Below are 14,831 nucleotides of genomic sequence, written 5' to 3'. Positions count from 1 at the left end.
TATCAGGAAATTAGTATATCATCATATTAACTGATGAAGACATCAGCATATCATCAAATAATATGTATCTTTGCCTCCGCGAGAAAATCGGCTTGTTGATTCCTGTTTCGGCAGGGGTAGGAAAGTCCGGACACCATAGAGCAGCAAAGCGGATAACATCCGTCACCCGTGAGGGTAGGACAAGTGCAACAGAAAGCAGGTACAGTTCGGCTGTAGTGAAACCAGGTAAACTCTTTGCGGTGCAATGATAAGTATATCGGTTCTTTTCAGTAATGGAAATCAGGGGCGGCTCGTCCTGAAAGCCGAGGGGTAATCAGCTCAAGTTTTGCAGCAATGTAAGACGCAGATAAATAACAGGCGCTTCTTCGGAAGGACAAAATCCGGCTTATAGATTTTCTCGTTTTTTTTATGGACACAATTCACAGCTTATAAAAAGCGGAGACATTTCTCCGCTTTTCTTTTTAAGTATACGTCAGGATTCAAATTAAATAAAAAAAATCCGAAGAAAGAATACCTTCTCCGGATTAAAACTATTTTGATTGTTTGACAAACTTTTTCCGGTCTTTTAACAAATACTGAAGTAAGTCAATAATGCTGCTTTTTTTTACGGATAAATTTGAAAATAGGTTATTGTTTCAGTACCTGTGATGGTAAACCATTCTGCAGAGCCATCCGGAGTGGAAAAATAATCTACGCTCGTTATGCATGTATTGGGAGTAGCATCTCCCACACTTTCATTGAATCCAATGACCTTGTTGCCGGTTCCTGCATAATACATCTGGAATTTAGACGTGGCCCACCTGGTGTTGTTAGCTATTACACCATTTGGCATGATGCTTGGGTGGTTCCATTGTCTTACTGTTGAAGAGGATGGACCAAGGGTTACCAGCCAATTATTGATAGGATACAGTGAAGTACTGAACTGATCTCTGTAATTCTCTATTTTCCATGCGAGACCATTACCCATATGTGAATTGGCTGGAACTACCATGGTAGCTGGATCATTGTTCATAACAGCAGGAATACAGCCATTAAGATTAATAGCCATAAGATTTCCGCGGTAATCATGTGGAGAATAGTTATTAAGGATAAACATTCCCTGCGAATAAGCCATTGATGCTGCTGTTACTGCCAGTATTGTTAAAATCTTTTTCATAATTTATTGATCAGATTTAATATTTTTACGGATGTCATCGCTCTTCTGCATGTAGATCTGAGTAGCCCAAACGATGATCTGGCTCATGTCATTTCCTGTTTTTCTCGTTAGTTCTGCTTCCGTAACACCTGAGGAAAGAATCAGTTCTTTGGAAGCGGGTACTAATAGTGCTTTTCTTCTGTCGCTCAGTTCCGAAGTATTTCTTTTTCTCTCCTCTTCAGTAGGTCTGTTTTGTGGATCGCCCAGACTTTTGAAAGCTTTGTCGAAGTTTTCCATCTGAGGCGTTTTCATGCTTTCTACCGTATTTAATGCGCTTCCTTCATTATTGCAGGAAACTAACGTTAAAGCGGCAAAAGCGGCTGACATAAAAAGTTTTTTCATGAATTAAAATTTAGGTTTGATTTTGTTTGACTCATTATCAGCCATTAAGAATATCTGCTAATCCGGCCGCCGTATTTAGCAGATATATTCTTAATGATCACAAGACTCTATTAAAAAATCTGGATATATGTAGTCACAACGGTTCCACTAGTGATCGTGAATATATCCGCGCTGTTAAGCCCATTGGAAGTTGTGAAACCAGAAAGATAAGGATAACACGGATTCGGGTAAAGTGCTATATTTCCCCCGAAACCGGGAACTCCTATGGTTGTACCCGCGTATACCATTCCAAATTTGGCTATTCCCCATTTGGTAGTGTTTGAAATTGTTCCTCCTGGTACTAAGTTGGCATCATTCCATGCCCATACAAAGTCGTTGTTAGGTGAAGTAGCAACACTCCAGTCAGCCATTGGGTATAAAGAGGTTCCAAATTGGTCTCTGAAATTTTTATACTCTAGCTGAAGTCCGTTTCCCATATGAGAATCGGCAGGTACTATAATAGGAACATTGTTGGCTACTCTGGGGTAACATGGAGCGACCATATCATGAGCAATCACATGGCCTCTGAAGTCATAATCCGAATAGTTATTGATGACAAGCGGTCCCTGTGCATATGCGGCTAGTGAAGCCACAAATCCTAATAGACTAAAAATTTTTTTCATAGTTTTTATTTGTCAGATTTAATATTTTTACGAATGTCATCACTTTTCTGCATGTAGATTTGAGTGGCCCAAACAATGATTTGGCTCATATCATTACCGGTCTTTCTTGTCAGTTCAGTTTCTGAAATACCTGTAGAAAGGATCAGCTCTTTGGAAGCAGGAACAAGAAGCGCTTTTCTTCGGTCACTTAATTCAGATGTATTTCTTTTTCTTTCCTCTTCAGTAGGTCTGTTTTGTGGATCTCCGAGACTTTTGAAAGCTTTATCGAAATTTTCCATCTGTGGTGTTTTCATACTTTCGACAGTATTCACTGCACTTCCTTCGTTGTTGCAGGATACTAAAGTTAAAGTGGCAAAAGCAGCTGATATAAAAAGCTTTTTCATAATAAATAGGATATTAGTAAAGTTGGATGTAGGTAGTTGTTGTTCCACTGCCGGATATTGTGAATATTTCGGCACTGTTACTTCCTGAAGAAGTTACAAGGTTATCAGATGCACTGTAACACGTGTTACCAGCGACTGCAATGGTCCCGTTGAAATTATCAGGAGCGAGATTAGTGGTTCCGGGATAATACATCACAAATTTTGTGGATGCCCATTTTGTATTAATGGAAAAAACACCGCCTGGCATTAGTGAACCGTGGTTCCATAGTCTGATGACACCAGGTGCATTGGATGTACTTATAACCCATGAAGTCATCGGATATAAAGAATTGGTATATTGATCGCGGTAGTTCTCATATCTCAGTTCATTTCCGTTACCCATATGAGAATTGGCAGGAACTTTGACCATATCAGGATTGTTGGAGCTTATGTACGGGTAGCATCCTCCCGAAAAATTGTTTGCCATGATAAATCCTTTAAAATCATATGCGGAATAATTATTGAGAATAAGAGTTCCTCCCTGTGAGTAAGCCAAAGAAAAGGCTGCAAAACCCAATACCGTTAAAATCTTTTTCATAATATTTATGATTTAATGTTTTTACGGATCTCATCACTTTTCTGCATATAGATCTGAGTGGCCCATACAATGATCTGGCTCATATCATTTCCTGTCTTTCTTGTCAGTTCAGCTTCTGTAACTCCTGTGGAAAGAATCAGTTCTTTGGAAGCCGGAACAAGAAGTGCTTTTCTTCTGTCGCTGAGTTCTGATGTATTTCTTTTTCTTTCCTCTTCAGTGGGTCTGTTTTGAGGATCACCCAAGCTTTTGAATGCTTTGTCAAAGTTTTCCATCTGAGGTGTTTTCATACTCTCCACTGTATTCAGGGCACTTCCTTCATTATTACAGGAAACTAATGTTAAAGCGGCGAAAGCAGCTGATATAAAAAGTTTTTTCATGATTAATTTAGATTTAGGTTAAATTTTTTATAATGTTAAATTTTTGATAGATAAATGATCTTCGGGATTCATCATATTTCTAATAAAGCTGGAGATAAGTGATTCCTCCAATGACAAATATGTCTGCACTGTTGTTTCCGGATGCCGTAGAAAAAGAAGTTGAGGAACCAGAGTTACAGGGATTTGGCAGGACTAAATTGGTTTGGAATTCAGGGTTTGATGTATTTGTTCCTGGAAACGTTGTGTAAAACTTAGTGGCATACCATTGGGTTGTAGTTGAAATAGTACCGCCGGGAGCTAAGTTTACATTATCCCAGGCCATGACCGAAGTGGTGTTTGCATTGGGATAAACACTCCAGTTGGTCGTCGGATATAATGAGTAATACTGGTTCTGGTAATCTTTATACATTAGATTTTTTCCATTACCCATGTGAGAATCAGCAGGGACAACAATTGCAGCTTCATTTGCGACGCGGGGATAGCATCCGACTGTAGAATTCCCTGCGATCATAAATCCGTTATAGTCAAATTTCGAATAATTATTAATGATAAGAGTTCCCTGTGAGTAGACAAGAGCAGCAGCAGCTGTTGCTGCTATAGTTAAGAATTTTTTCATAAAATTTTGTATTAATAAAGTTGTGCGTATGTATAAACTATTGTTCCATTGGTTATGGTAAATATTTCTGCGCTATTGCTTCCCGAAGGAGTACTGTAATAATCAGGTGCGTTATAACAGGAATTGGCGGCAATCGTTACACTGGTTCCAAACTGATCCGGGGCATTGATATGGGTTCCGGGATAAAACATAGCAAATTTTATAGTGGCCCATCTCGTGTTCAAGGAAAAAACACCGCCTTGCATTAAAGATGGGTGATTCCAAGGTCTTGTTACGCTGCTTGTACTTGATGTGTTTATATTCCACGAAGCCATTGGATAGGGAGAAGAATTGAACTGATCTCTGTAATTGTCATATCTCAGCTCATTTCCATTCCCCATATGCGAGTTGGCAGGAACTTTAACCAGTTCGGGATTTGCAGAAGTTATATATGGATAACAGCCTCCGGCAATATTATTGGCAATGATATATCCTTCATAGTCATATTGGGAATAATTGTTCAAGACGAATGTACCTCCCTGAGAATATCCGAAAGAAAAGGCTGCTAATCCTAATACTGTTAATATTTTTTTCATAGTGGTAGATTATTTATCGGATTTGATATTTTTACGGATTTCGTCGCTTTTCTGCATATAGATCTGAGTAGCCCAGACAATAATCTGGCTCATATCACCGCCTGTCTTTCTTGTTATTTCATTTTCTGTAATACCTGTAGAAAGGATCAGTTCTTTGGAAGCCGGAACAAGAAGTGCTTTTCTCCTGTCGCTCAGCTCAGATGTATTTCTTTTTCTCTCCTCTTCGGTAGGTCTGTTTTGTGGATCTCCCAGGCTTTTGAAAGCTTTATCAAAATTTTCCATCTGAGGCGTTTTCATACTTTCTACAGTATTCACGGCACTGCCTTCATTGTTACATGAAGCTAGTGTTAAAGCGGCAAATGCTGCCGATAAAATATATTTTTTCATAGTTAAATTTTAATGTGATGTATTATATATTATATATTGTCTGACCTTAAAAAAGCTGTAGATAAGTTTCTACTAAACCTGTACTGGTACTGATTGTAAAGATTTCTGCACTATGAAGACCATTTGGTGTTGTAAAATAATCCGGTGCCATGTAGCATGGGTTTCCTGCAAGGCTCACAGTGGTACTGAATCCCGGAATATATAAAGATGTAGCCGGGTCATACATTTCAAACTTTGAGGAAGACCATTTTGTGTTGATGGAAAATACTCCTCCCGGCATAAGGCTTCCGTGATTCCAAGGTCGTATGGTGGTACTGGTGGCTGAAGTACTTACTGTCCAGTTGGGCATTGGATACAATGATGAGGTGTACTGATCTCTGTAATTGGTATATATCAATGCGTTGCCATTACCCATATGAGAATCAGGAGGAATAATTACTCCGGCATTAGTGCTGATAAAGGGATAGCATCCCCCTGAAAAATTATTAGCAATTAAAGCTCCCCGGTACTCATAGGGAGTATAATTGTTCACAATTATGGTTCCGCCCTGCGAATATGCAAGAGAAACCATCGTAATTCCTAATATTGACAATATTTTTTTCATGGCAGTAAATTATTTGTCAGATTTAATATTTTTACGGATTTCATCACTTTTCTGCATATAGATCTGAGTTGCCCAGACAATGATTTGGCTCATATCACCTCCGGTCTTTCTTGTTATTTCAGTTTCTGTAACACCTGTAGAAAGAATCAGTTCTTTAGAAGCTGGAACCAGAAGCGCTTTTCTTCTGTCGCTCAGCTCAGATGTATTTCTTTTTCTTTCCTCTTCGGTAGGTCTGTTCTGAGGATCTCCCAGACTTTTGAAAGCTTTATCGAAATTTTCCATCTGAGGAGTTTTCATACTTTCTACAGTATTCACAGCACTGCCTTCATTGTTACATGAAGCGAGTGTTAAAGCGGCAAATACTGCCGATAAAATATATTTTTTCATAGTACAGTTAAAAATTTAGGGTGTAAATGTGTTGATTATTTGAGCAAAAATTAAAAAATTTGAAAATAGGTGATAGTCCCTGCTGGTGTTGAGATGGTAAACCAGTCTGCGCTTGAACCGGTATTAGGTCCCGATTGGCTTGCATGCAGGAAGCCTCCTGAAAGAGCAGGATCTCCCACCTCAAAGCTGTCATAGCTGTATCCTGTGCTGTCCGTCAGAACAAAAGCAAAGCCCATCCATTCGTCGACAGCAGTAACAGCTGTGATGATCGGGTGGTTGTAAGGGTAGCTTGCGGTGTTGGCACTGTTTAACGGATCAATATAATACCAACCTGGAATAGGGATAGGATTACTGCCTCCTGTATTGTCAAATTTATCGTATTTGGTATGTCCTCCCGCAGGAATAGTATATGTGGAGTACGGTGCATTCGGAAGGGCATACATATAAGGTTGGGTAGATCCCGGGCTTGCTGATCCCGTTGTCATAAATCTTCCGGCTGCATCATAGGCGCTGTGATTATTGATCACCAGGGTAGAGGATTGTGCAGAAATACCTATTCCTGCCATTAAACCTAAAATAATACTTAGTTTTTTCATAAGGTAATTTGTTTTAAGATTAGCGTTTATTTATCGGACTTAATATTCTTACGGATTTCGTCGCTTTTCTGCATATAGATCTGAGTAGCCCAAACAATGATCTGGCTCATATCATCACCTGTCTTTCTCGTCAGTGAAGCTTCTGTAACACCTGTAGAAAGGATCAGTTCTTTGGAAGCTGGAACCAGAAGAGCTTTTCTTCGGTCACTTAATTCAGAAGTATTTCTTTTTCTTTCCTCTTCAGTAGGTCTGTTCTGTGGATCTCCCAGACTTTTGAAAGCTTTATCGAAATTTTCCATCTGAGGAGTCTTCATGCTTTCCACCGTATTCAGAGTACTTGCTTCATTATTGCAGGAAAATAAAGTTAAAACGGCAAAAGCAGTTAATAGAAAATATTTTTTCATAGGTAAACAGAATATTAATAGTGCATAAAACAGACAGTGCTGATTAATACATTTGAACATAGGTGCTGATACCTCCACCCGTAGTTATCGTAAACCATTCTACAGTTCCTACAGGAGTCTGAACTACATTGGGAACCGGATCACACGTATATGAAATGTCACCTACACTACCTGAATATAAGGGCGTTCCAGACTGATAAAACTGAAATTGGGACATCACCCATTGGGTATGCAGGGAGATAGCACCTCCCAACATAAGGCTTGGATGACTTCCTGGTCTTGGATTTGCAGTCGTAGGTGATGTAGATACTTTCCACGTTGTACCCGGAATATTGTAGCTGTTATAACTTACAGAAGTTCCACTGGGAATAATAAGTTCCGGATTTTCTAATGTTACATAAAAATAGCATCCCGGTGTAAAAAGATTGGCAGCTGTAATTCTTGTATGAAAATCAGCAGAAGTATAATTGTTGATAACAAGCGGACCTCCCTGGGCATAGACAGAAGATAAGGAAAGCAGACCTAAGATAGTTAAAAGCTTTTTCATAGTTTTTATTTGTCAGATTTAATATTCTTACGGATTTCGTCGCTTTTCTGCATATAGATTTGAGTAGCCCAAACGATGATCTGGCTCATATCACCTCCTGTTTTTCTTGTCATTTCAGTTTCTGTAATGCCTGTGGAAAGAATCAGTTCTTTGGAAGCGGGAACAAGAAGGGCTTTTCTGCGGTCGCTCAGTTCCGAAGTATTTCTTTTTCTTTCCTCTTCGGTAGGTCTGTTTTGTGGATCACCAAGGCTTTTGAAAGCTTTGTCGAAGTTTTCCATTTGTGGAGTTTTCATACCTTCCACGGTATTCACAGCGGTTCCTTCATTATTACATGAAGCTAAAGTTAGAATGGCAAAGGCTGCCGATAAAAAAAGTTTTTTCATGATTAAATTATATTAGAATAAGTTTTAAAATGATATTAAATTTGGACATGCACCTTCCTCAGAGAGCAAAACAGATGCTTTCCGTATCAATGATTTTCAACAAAGTATGCAGCTGCAGCACAGCTGCGTTTTATTTAAAAAATCTGCAGGTAAGTGGTAGGGCCGCTTGGTGTTGTTATCGTAAACCAGTCAGCACTCGAATAGGTACCCGTTGCACTACTGGTAAACCAGGGGTCTACGGTAGGATCACCAATCTGATAAGTATCGGTTCCGTTTCCGGTTACAGGATCTTTAAGAAAGAAATGAAACCCTGCCCATACATTGGTAACATTCATCACACTTGAGATAAATGGATGGTTGTAAGCATAGGCTCCGTTGTTGGCCGGATTGGTAGGATCTGTCACATACCACGTTGTGATCGGAAGAAGGGCAGTACCTGATGTACTGAATGTATTGTATTGGGTACTGGCTCCTGCAGGCACAGTATAGGTGCCATAAGGAAGATTGGGTGCTGCATACATATAAGGTCCTGAAGCGCCACCCGGTAGTCCGGTACGCATTCTTCCCTCTGCATTATAAGCACTGTAATTCTGGATCACTAAAGGAGAAGTTTGAGCAAAAGAAAGAACTCCTGCCAAAGCAGATATAAGTAATGATATCTTTTTCATAGTAATATAAGGTAAATGGATTATTGAATGATGAGGTAAGTGTATACGTCTGTACCGGAAGTGACCGTAAACCATTTGGCATTACCCCAAGCGGTTGCTACATTATCTGGAGCAGTATTGCAGGGTAAAGCTGTCCCACCAATATCTCCGTTAAAATAAGTCTGTGGTACTGAAGTTCCGGCATGATACATCTGAAATTTACACATAGACCATTTTGTATTCGCAGAAATAACACCCCCTGGAATAAGACTTGCATGATTCCAAGGTCTTTGAGAAACGGAAGATCCCGGACCTAAACTAACGTTCCAGGTAGTTACAGGAGAAATGGATGAAGCGAACTGATGTCTGTAGTCTTCATATTTTGCGGTAGCACCTGCCGGTACTACAATAGCCTCAGGGTCTTTGGAGGAGATCATTGGATAACATCCTCCTGCTCCTGCTGAGTTGTTATTGGCATAAATAATTCCGTGGAAATCGTAATTGGTAGTGAAATTCTGAATAATCAGCATTCCTCCCTGAGCGTAGGCCGAAGAAACAGAACAGAGACCGAGCATGAATAAAAACTTTTTCATAATCTATTGATTTGATTTTATGTTTTTACGAATTTCGTCACTCTTCTGCATATAGATCTGCGTAGCCCATACGATGATCTGGCTCATATCATCCCCCGTCTTTCTTGTCATTTCAGCTTCTGTAATACCCGACGAAAGAATCAGTTCTTTAGAAGCGGGAACAAGAAGAGCTTTTCTTCGGTCACTCAATTCAGAAGTATTTCTTTTTCTTTCCTCCTCAGTAGGCCTGTTCTGCGGATCACCCAGACTCTTGAACGCTTTATCGAAGTTTTCCATTTGTGGAGTTTTCATACGCTCTACAGTGTTCAGAGCAGTCCCTTCATTGTTACAGGAAATAAGACTTATTACAGCGAGTGCTGATAATAATAAATGTTTTTTCATAGCTAAAGTTTAATGAATGGTGGTGAAAAATTAATTTTTGATAAATTTATAAAAAAAACTCACATGAACAATAAATTATTCACGTTTTGGTGTTTTTTCGGTTAAATTTATTTACCACTACTTAGCTATTAAGTAATAAATTACACTTGCGTATTATTCACTCTCAAGTGTTTTTTTAGCTTCATCGAGCTCTGATTTTTCCTTTTCACCCACCTGAGGGTACTCCAGATTCATTTTTTCCAGCGTATCAATAATGATCTGTACGGCAGCTACTCTTGCAAACCATTTATTGTCTGCAGGAAGTACATACCATGGAGCATAATCCTTTGACGTTTCATTGATCGCCGTTTCATAGGCATCCATATATTGTGGAAACAACGCTCTTTCAGGAAGATCAGCGGCAGAAAATTTCCAGTTTTTTTCTTGCTCTTCAATTCTGTCCAAAAGTCTTTTCTTTTGTTCATCCTTAGAGACATTCAAAAATATCTTGATAATGGTCGTCCCATTTTGAGCAAGATGTTTTTCGAAATTTCTGATGCTTTCATAACGGTTTTCCCAGAATTTGCCATCGAAATCTTTTACGGAAGACCATGTTTTCTCGCTGAGATTGTATTCAGGATGAACTTTACATACCAAAACGCTTTCATAATGCGACCTGTTGAAAATACCGATCATCCCTTTCTGCGGCAGAGCCAGATAGTGTCTCCATAGGAAATCGTGGCCGTATTCTTTTGAGCTGGGAGTTTTAAAACTGGTTACATTACACCCTTGAGGATTTACTCCGCCGAAAACATGTTCTATCAGACTGTCTTTTCCTGCAGCATCCATAGCCTGCAGGATTACAAGAAGAGATTGGCTGCCGTCTGCGTAAAGCTTTTCCTGAAGTTCACGAAGTTTTTCCTTTTCGTTGATTAATAACTGAACTCCTTCTTCTTTAGTCAGCTTGCCTTTATATGCTGTTGAAGATTTTTTGATTGAAAATTTTCCCTTTACCAGGAAGTCGTCCGAGAAATTGGTGTCCATATTTTATAATATTTAGTGATTGAAAATGTAAAGATTTAAAAATTGAGAGGTTAAGATGAAATCACACTTTTAACTAACTTCTACTCTCTAAAATCTTATTTAAATAAATGTAATAAAAAAACCGTCTCCAATGAAGACGGTTTTTTTATTTTTTAGTAGAGATTACTTTGCGGCTGCTTTTTTAGCAAGTTTAGCGGCTTTCTTTTCAGCTTTTTCGGCTGCTTTTTGCTCTTCAGCTGTTAACGGCTTTGGCTCAGGAGCATTAGCGTCTACATTACCTTTGATGTAGATAACGCTTCTGCTGTTCGCAGGGTCGTTAGAGAAAACTTCGATCATTTTGTTGAAAGGTCCGTTAAGAGTAGTATTGTATCCTACTTTGATCTTAGCAGATTTTCCAGGCATGATAGGGTCCTGGCTGAATTCAGGAGTTGTACATCCGCAAGAAGGCTTTACATTTGAAAGAATCAAAGGCTTGTCACCAGTGTTCGTTACTGTAAAGAATCTTGTTCCATCAGCACTTGGTTTGATAGTACCATAGTCAAAAGTGGTTTTATCAAATGTAATAGTCTGTGCAGATGCCAATGTAAATGTTCCAAATAATGCAATTCCTGCAATTAATTTTTTCATATTCTTGAATGTTAATATGTTTGTTAGATAAATTTTGAGAAACAAAGTTAAAAATTATTTTAATTCATACTTAAAATTTTTTTTCTTTAGACTATTTTTGCAAATTGTAAGCAAAAGAAATAGAATTTTATGCAGATTTCAGAAAAGTACAATCCACAGGAAACTGAACAGAAATGGTACAACTTCTGGATGGAAAACAAATATTTCCATTCAGAACCTAATGAGAAACCACCATATACTGTGGTAATTCCTCCGCCAAACGTAACGGGGATATTACACATGGGACATATGCTGAACAATACCATTCAAGATGTTCTCGTCCGCCGTGCAAGAATGCAGGGCTTCAATGCCTGCTGGATTCCGGGCACAGATCACGCTTCAATTGCCACTGAAGCCAAAGTTGTTGCTAAACTGAAGTCAGAAGGGGTCAGTAAATCAGATATTACCCGTGAAGAATTCTTAAAACATGCCTGGGACTGGACCGATAAATACGGCGGAACCATTCTTGAGCAGTTAAAAAAACTGGGTTGCTCTTGTGATTGGGACAGAACACGTTTCACTTTGGAAGATAAAATGTCTCAGCAGGTGATCAAAAGCTTTGTAGATCTATACAATAAAGGATTAATTTACAGAGGGTACAGAATGGTCAACTGGGATCCGGAAGCAAAAACCAATATCTCCGATGAAGAGGTAATATTTAAAGAACAAAACGGAAAATTATATTTCCTGAAATATAAAATAGAAGGGACAGAAGAATTTCTTTCTGTCGCTACTACACGTCCAGAGACCATTTTCGGGGATACTGCTGTATGTATCAATCCGAATGACGAAAGATACGCTCACCTGAAAGGTAAAAATGTAATTGTACCGATCGTAAACAGAGTGATCCCGATCATTGAGGACGAATATGTAGATATTGAATTTGGAACCGGAGCATTGAAAATTACACCTGCCCATGATATCAATGACTACGAAATCGGACAGAAACACCAATTGAAAATGATTGATGCTTTAGATGATGACGGAAATCTTAATGAGCATGGTTTACATTATGCCGGTAAAAACAGATTTGACGTAAGAAAGCAGATCGCAAAAGAATTAGAAGAAAAAGATCTTTTGTTAAAAGCAGAAGATTACGTTAATAAAGTAGGAACATCCGAAAGAACAGGAGCTGTTATCGAACCTAAAGTTTCCGTTCAGTGGTTCCTGAAAATGTCTGAAATTGCTAAGCCTGCTTTGGATGTGGTAATGGATGATGAGGTTAAATTCTATCCGGAGAAATTTAAGAATACCTACAAACACTGGATGGAAAACATCCGTGACTGGAATATTTCCCGTCAGCTTTGGTGGGGACAGCAGATTCCTGCATTCTACTATGGAGAAGGAGAAAATGATTTTGTCGTTGCAGAAAACATCGAAGATGCCATAGTCTTGGCTAAAGAAAAAACAGGAAACCCTAATCTCGAAATCTCTGACTTAAAACAGGATGAAGATGCTCTCGATACGTGGTTCTCATCATGGTTGTGGCCAATGTCGGTTTTCGACGGATTGCTTGATCCTGAAAATAAAGATATCAACTATTATTATCCGACTTCAGATCTGGTAACAGGTCCCGATATTATTTTCTTCTGGGTAGCCAGAATGATCATGGCCGGATTGGAATACAGAAAAGAAGTTCCATTCAAAAATGTTTATTTCACAGGTATTGTAAGAGATAAGCAAAGAAGAAAGATGTCCAAACAATTAGGAAATTCACCGGATCCTTTAGATCTGATTTCTAAATATGGTGCAGATGGTGTACGGGTAGGCAGCTTATTAAGTGCACCGGCAGGAAATGATTTATTGTTTGACGAAGACCTGATGGTTCAGGGAAGAAATTTCATGACCAAAATATGGAGTGCTTTCCGTTTGATCAATATGTGGAATCATGAAGACAAACCATTGAATGATTCAGATAAAAATGCAATTGAATGGTTTGAACATAAATTAAATAAAACAATCGGCGAGATCGATCAGCAATTCGAGAAATTCAGAATTTCTGATGCCCTGCATTTGATCTATAAACTGATCTGGGACGATTTCTGCGGATGGTATCTTGAAGCAATCAAGCCTAATTACGGAGAAGGAATTTCTAAAGAGGTTTATGACAGGACGATCATTTTCTTTGAAGAGTTGATGAAACTTCTGCATCCGTTTATGCCGTTCCAGTCAGAAGAGATTTGGCAGTTAATTTCTGAAAGAAATACAGACGAAGCTTTGGTTATTGCTCAGCAGAAAAAAGCAGAAGCATTTAACGAAGATATCATTAAAAACTTCGAAACTGCTGAAGACATCATTTCCGGAATCAGAAATTACCGTCAGACCAAAGGTATTTCTCCAAGAGAAGTGGCTGAAGTTTACACCAATGCTTCCCGTTTTGAAAATGAAGCTGTCATCAGAAAACTGGCTAATGTTTCTGAAATTCACTTTGGTGAAAAAACAGATAAGCCGAGCTTTACGTTCTTAGTGGGAGCGACTGAAGTATCTATTCCTTTAAGCGAAAATTTAGATTTAGGAGAAGAAAAAAAGAAAACAGAAGAAGAAGTGGCTTACTTAAAGGGATTCCTTATTTCTGTGGACAAGAAACTTTCCAATGAGAAATTTGTAGCTAATGCTAAACCTGAAATTGTTGAGGTAGAGCGTCAGAAACAAAAAGATGCACAGGACAAAATTGCTATTTTAGAAGAGAAGCTGAAGAGTTTGTAAATTTAAAAGACAGACATTAAGTTTGTCGGAATGTCGGGCTGAGTACATAGAGGAAATCTGTGCTCAGCCTGACACTTTAAATAATTAAGAATAAATGACACACCTAGAAAACATAAAAAAACTATTCTCAAAAAACTTCGTAGAGAATCCTTTATTGGAAAGTTTTGAAGTGGGGAAGATCTATCTTTCAAGTGGAAAGTTGGTGGCTTGTGATCCTGTGATCACCAATGATATGCAGCCTTTCACTACAGAATTTCCGAAAGGGAATTTTTCTGTTTTACTGCATAAAGAAAGAGAAAGCAACTGTGTCGCGTATGCAGAAATTATTTTCAGCAATACAGCGGTATCCGAATGGGAAATGGCAGTGACTGCAGGACAAAATGTGAAAGACCTTGCTGAAGAGGAAGTCTTCGGGTATCCTGTGGAAAGCGGGATGGGATGTCTGATGGATGCAGATACCCAAAACAGTCTTAATGAACTTGAAAAGAGACTGTATCACAGCAAAGGAGCCGACTTTATGGGGATTTATGAAGAATTTTTCCATGAGTATTTCTTTGATGAAAAAGGAGCAATAGATCAATATGCATTCCTGAAACCGGCAGATGAACATCCCGGAACTATTTTCGCTTTTGAAACAGGATATGGGGAAGGTTTTTATGCAAGTTATATTGCATATGATAAAGATCATCAGCCCGTTAAGATAATTACTGAATTTATTGAAATAAGTTAATTAAATTAGTTATTTTTGAAACCTAGTTTTCTAAAAATATTATATTAAGC

The 14,831-nt window shown here is 38.6% G+C and carries 22 protein-coding genes and 1 other RNA gene; 3 read left to right on the top strand and 20 right to left on the bottom strand.

Going from position 1 to position 14,831, the window contains the following annotated elements; all coding sequences use genetic code 11:
• The first annotated feature begins 79 nt into the window (after nt 1–79).
• An RNA gene (gene rnpB, locus IW16_RS25845) (RNase P RNA component class A) lies at nt 80–404 on the top strand.
• A 200-nt stretch (nt 405–604) separates the two neighbouring features.
• Here rnpB and IW16_RS19245 read toward each other — a convergent pair.
• From IW16_RS19245 to IW16_RS19150, 20 genes are all read right to left on the bottom strand, one after another.
• Nucleotides 605–1,156 (bottom strand): hypothetical protein, encoded by a 552-nt coding sequence (locus tag IW16_RS19245; protein ID WP_034748267.1) that lies wholly within the window; start codon nt 1,154–1,156, stop codon nt 605–607.
• Between the two features lie 3 nt (nt 1,157–1,159).
• The gene (locus IW16_RS19240; protein WP_034748264.1) at nt 1,160–1,537 is read right to left on the bottom strand and encodes a hypothetical protein; all 378 of its coding nucleotides are present in this window, start codon (nt 1,535–1,537) and stop codon (nt 1,160–1,162) included.
• A gap of 110 nt (nt 1,538–1,647) precedes the next feature.
• Nucleotides 1,648–2,199 carry a hypothetical protein gene (locus IW16_RS19235; protein WP_034748261.1) on the bottom strand — a complete coding sequence of 184 codons (552 nt, stop codon included), beginning with the start codon at nt 2,197–2,199 and terminating at the stop codon, nt 1,648–1,650.
• 5 nt (nt 2,200–2,204) lie between these two features.
• Nucleotides 2,205–2,582: a hypothetical protein gene (locus IW16_RS19230; protein WP_034748258.1), complete on the bottom strand. Its 378-nt coding sequence runs from the start codon at nt 2,580–2,582 to the stop codon at nt 2,205–2,207.
• A 13-nt stretch (nt 2,583–2,595) separates the two neighbouring features.
• Nucleotides 2,596–3,159, bottom strand: a complete 564-nt coding sequence (locus tag IW16_RS19225) for a hypothetical protein (RefSeq protein WP_034748255.1) — start codon at nt 3,157–3,159, stop codon at nt 2,596–2,598.
• 5 nt (nt 3,160–3,164) lie between these two features.
• Nucleotides 3,165–3,536, bottom strand: coding sequence for a hypothetical protein (locus IW16_RS19220; RefSeq protein ID WP_034748252.1), 372 nt, complete (start codon nt 3,534–3,536; stop codon nt 3,165–3,167).
• 79 nt (nt 3,537–3,615) lie between these two features.
• The gene (locus IW16_RS19215; protein WP_034748248.1) at nt 3,616–4,152 is read right to left on the bottom strand and encodes a hypothetical protein; all 537 of its coding nucleotides are present in this window, start codon (nt 4,150–4,152) and stop codon (nt 3,616–3,618) included.
• A gap of 11 nt (nt 4,153–4,163) precedes the next feature.
• Nucleotides 4,164–4,727, bottom strand: a complete 564-nt coding sequence (locus IW16_RS19210; RefSeq protein WP_034748245.1) for a hypothetical protein — start codon at nt 4,725–4,727, stop codon at nt 4,164–4,166.
• A gap of 9 nt (nt 4,728–4,736) precedes the next feature.
• A complete protein-coding gene (locus IW16_RS19205; protein WP_034748242.1) occupies nt 4,737–5,114 on the bottom strand; it encodes a hypothetical protein in 378 nt (125 codons plus the stop codon).
• 46 nt (nt 5,115–5,160) lie between these two features.
• Nucleotides 5,161–5,718 carry a hypothetical protein gene (locus IW16_RS19200; protein WP_034748239.1) on the bottom strand — a complete coding sequence of 186 codons (558 nt, stop codon included), beginning with the start codon at nt 5,716–5,718 and terminating at the stop codon, nt 5,161–5,163.
• 9 nt (nt 5,719–5,727) lie between these two features.
• On the bottom strand, nt 5,728–6,105 hold the full coding sequence (locus tag IW16_RS19195; RefSeq protein WP_034748236.1) for a hypothetical protein: 378 nt from the start codon (nt 6,103–6,105) through the stop codon (nt 5,728–5,730).
• A gap of 50 nt (nt 6,106–6,155) precedes the next feature.
• Nucleotides 6,156–6,701 (bottom strand): hypothetical protein, encoded by a 546-nt coding sequence (locus IW16_RS19190; RefSeq protein ID WP_131327938.1) that lies wholly within the window; start codon nt 6,699–6,701, stop codon nt 6,156–6,158.
• Between the two features lie 26 nt (nt 6,702–6,727).
• Complete coding sequence (locus IW16_RS19185; protein ID WP_073175773.1) at nt 6,728–7,105, bottom strand: hypothetical protein; 378 nt, start codon at nt 7,103–7,105, stop codon at nt 6,728–6,730.
• A 43-nt stretch (nt 7,106–7,148) separates the two neighbouring features.
• Complete coding sequence (locus IW16_RS19180) at nt 7,149–7,652, bottom strand: hypothetical protein (protein WP_034748224.1); 504 nt, start codon at nt 7,650–7,652, stop codon at nt 7,149–7,151.
• A gap of 5 nt (nt 7,653–7,657) precedes the next feature.
• Entirely contained in the window at nt 7,658–8,035 is a 378-nt protein-coding gene (locus IW16_RS19175) for a hypothetical protein (protein WP_034748222.1), read from the bottom strand.
• 134 nt (nt 8,036–8,169) lie between these two features.
• On the bottom strand, nt 8,170–8,703 hold the full coding sequence (locus IW16_RS19170) for a hypothetical protein (protein ID WP_034748219.1): 534 nt from the start codon (nt 8,701–8,703) through the stop codon (nt 8,170–8,172).
• A 20-nt stretch (nt 8,704–8,723) separates the two neighbouring features.
• On the bottom strand, nt 8,724–9,275 hold the full coding sequence (locus tag IW16_RS19165) for a hypothetical protein (RefSeq protein ID WP_131327937.1): 552 nt from the start codon (nt 9,273–9,275) through the stop codon (nt 8,724–8,726).
• 3 nt (nt 9,276–9,278) lie between these two features.
• Nucleotides 9,279–9,656, bottom strand: a complete 378-nt coding sequence (locus IW16_RS19160) for a hypothetical protein (RefSeq protein ID WP_034748214.1) — start codon at nt 9,654–9,656, stop codon at nt 9,279–9,281.
• A 153-nt stretch (nt 9,657–9,809) separates the two neighbouring features.
• Complete coding sequence (locus tag IW16_RS19155; RefSeq protein WP_034748211.1) at nt 9,810–10,679, bottom strand: polyphosphate kinase 2 family protein; 870 nt, start codon at nt 10,677–10,679, stop codon at nt 9,810–9,812.
• A 162-nt stretch (nt 10,680–10,841) separates the two neighbouring features.
• Nucleotides 10,842–11,306 (bottom strand): DUF1573 domain-containing protein, encoded by a 465-nt coding sequence (locus IW16_RS19150; RefSeq protein WP_034748209.1) that lies wholly within the window; start codon nt 11,304–11,306, stop codon nt 10,842–10,844.
• A 129-nt stretch (nt 11,307–11,435) separates the two neighbouring features.
• Here IW16_RS19150 and IW16_RS19145 point away from each other — a divergent pair, with 129 nt between their 5' ends.
• Together IW16_RS19145 and IW16_RS19140 are read left to right on the top strand one after the other, a co-directional pair.
• The gene (locus IW16_RS19145) at nt 11,436–14,051 is read left to right on the top strand and encodes a valine--tRNA ligase (protein ID WP_034748207.1); all 2,616 of its coding nucleotides are present in this window, start codon (nt 11,436–11,438) and stop codon (nt 14,049–14,051) included.
• A 94-nt stretch (nt 14,052–14,145) separates the two neighbouring features.
• Complete coding sequence (locus IW16_RS19140) at nt 14,146–14,781, top strand: DUF4241 domain-containing protein (RefSeq protein ID WP_034748205.1); 636 nt, start codon at nt 14,146–14,148, stop codon at nt 14,779–14,781.
• Nucleotides 14,782–14,831 lie beyond the last annotated feature (50 nt).

The sequence above is a fragment of the Chryseobacterium vrystaatense genome (genome assembly GCF_000737765.1).
In the GTDB taxonomy this organism is placed as follows: Bacteria; Bacteroidota; Bacteroidia; order Flavobacteriales; family Weeksellaceae; genus Chryseobacterium; species Chryseobacterium vrystaatense.
This window is presented reverse-complemented; position numbering and strand designations above follow the sequence as displayed.